We start from the raw sequence: 2,148 nt of genomic DNA, 5'->3' as shown, positions 1-2,148 counted from the left end.
GCCCCTCCCAAACGCGTGGCTTTCGCCAGCAATGGCCGGCGCCGGATGCCGCGTCAATGCTTCCGACCGGAGACATTTTATGCCCGAAACAAGTTCCGGCTGGTGCGATCCGGCAAAACCGGCGCGAGTTGCCTCGTATCAGGTCACAGCGGTCTTGACGGCGAAGCGCGCGTCCCGCCAGGCACCGGTGCGCAGGATGTCTTCCAGCACCTGGACGGCATCCCAGACGTCGCGGTAGCCGACATAGAGCGGCGTGAAGCCGAAGCGGATGGTCGCCGGCGCGCGGAAATCGCCGATCACGCCGCGCTCGATCAATGCGCGCATAACCTGGTAGCCATGGGGATGAGCGAACGACACCTGGCTGCCGCGCTCGGCGCCGTCGCGCGGGCTTTCCAGTGAGAGGCCGAAGGCGCCGCACCTGGCTTCGACGAGCCGGATGAACAGATCCGTCAAGGCGATGCTCTTGCCGCGCACGGCATTCATGTCGACCTTGTCCCAAAGGTCCAGTGCTCCCTTTAGCGCCCGCATCGACAGCACGGGCTGTGTGCCGCAAAGGAACCGCCGGATGCCGGTGCCGGCGGCATAACCCTGTTCGAACGCGAAAGGCCGGGCGTGCCCCCACCAGCCGCTGAGCGGCTGGCGAATGTCGTCGTGATGGCGTTTGGCGCCATACATGAAGGCCGGCGAGCCAGGCCCGCCATTGAGGTACTTGTAAGTGCAGCCAATGGCGAAATCGGCGTTCGAACCATCGAGATCCACCGGCAGGGCGCCTGCCGTGTGGCAGAGATCCCAGACGATCAGCGCGCCTGCCCGATGGGCCCTGCGCGTCAGGGCCGCCATGTCGCGCAACCGGCCGGACTTGTAGTTGACGTGATTGACCAGGATGACCGCGACACGCTCATCGATCAGGTCCTCGATCGTCGAGGCATCGACGCCCTCCAGCCGCAACACCGTGCCGGGCCGCGTGGAGGCCACCCCTTCCGCCATATAGAGGTCGGTCGGAAAGCTGTCGCCCTCGGCAACGATCACCGACCGGTCGGGCCGCATCGCGAGCGCCGCATGCAGGACCTTGTAGATGTTGATCGACGTCGTGTCGCAGACGACGGTCTGGCCGGGCCCGGCGCCGATCAGGCGCCCAAGCCGGTCACCCAATTCGACAGGCATGTCGAACCAGCCAGCAGTGTTCCAGGCGCGGATGAGATCGTGCGCCCATTCGCGCGTCGCCGCCTTCTCGATCTCGTCGAAGACATCGGACGAAGCAGCACCCAGCGAATTGCCGTCGAGATATATCACCCCTGTCGGCAATGCGAAGCGGCGGCGCATCGAGCGTAGCGGATCGGCCGCATCCATCGCCTCGATTTCGGCGAGATCGGGAAGTGCGATCATGATCCTGTAGCCCCCATCGGTCATTCACGAATAGTGCGTCGACGGCCCGACATCAACCGTGCCTCACATGACTGGAATCGCTCGTGGCAGCGCCAACGCGGCATGCGATTTCCGCCGTGCGCGGTGTGAGGTCGTTGACGGTTTGGCTCCGTTTCGTTCACGGCCCGCGAGCTTTCCCGGCGTCGACGTCCTTCCGCATGCCATCATTCGCGCCGGTTATTCAACGCACGGAGGAGCAACGCGCAAGCACGTGGGCATCGGAAAAAACTGTAAGGAATTCAATGCCAGATCGCCGGTCCCGGTGCCCAAAAGCCGCATTTCGGCGTCTTTGCGGGCCGCGCTCTGGTTATCGCCGCGCTAACGCATTCATTAAACTTTAAACGGTTGCGGAACACAACTGGAACAGATAGTGTTTGTTCTGGGTTTGTTTTTCTGATTCTGGTTTCAAAACCCATGGGGGCCGCCATGCTGACGCGCAAACAACATGAACTCCTGATGTTCATCCACGAACGGCTCAAGGAAAGCGGCATTCCACCGTCTTTCGACGAGATGAAGGAAGCCCTCGACCTGGCCTCGAAGTCGGGCATTCATCGTCTGATCACGGCGCTGGAGGAGCGTGGCTTCATTCGCCGACTGCCCAACCGTGCACGCGCCCTGGAAGTGCTGCGCCTGCCCGATTCGATCGCGCCTGGCCTCAATGCGGCGAGGAAGTTTTCGCCGAGCGTCATTCAGGGAAGCCTGGGGCAAGGCGGTCTCGGCCGG

1 protein-coding gene and 1 pseudogene are annotated in these 2,148 nt (G+C 63.1%); one reads left to right on the top strand and one right to left on the bottom strand.

The annotated features are described in order from the left end of the window. Positions 1–138: 138 nt before the first annotated feature. Positions 139–1,386, bottom strand: a complete 1,248-nt coding sequence (kynU, locus tag EOA38_RS34550) for a kynureninase (protein ID WP_127301326.1) — start codon at positions 1,384–1,386, stop codon at positions 139–141. Between the two features lie 465 nt (positions 1,387–1,851). Here kynU and EOA38_RS34545 point away from each other — a divergent pair. Next, a pseudogene (locus EOA38_RS34545) lies at positions 1,852–2,148 on the top strand (repressor LexA); the annotation flags it as partial.

This window comes from Mesorhizobium sp. M1E.F.Ca.ET.041.01.1.1, assembly GCF_003997355.1.
Lineage (GTDB): Bacteria > Pseudomonadota > Alphaproteobacteria > Rhizobiales > Rhizobiaceae > Mesorhizobium.
This window is presented reverse-complemented; position numbering and strand designations above follow the sequence as displayed.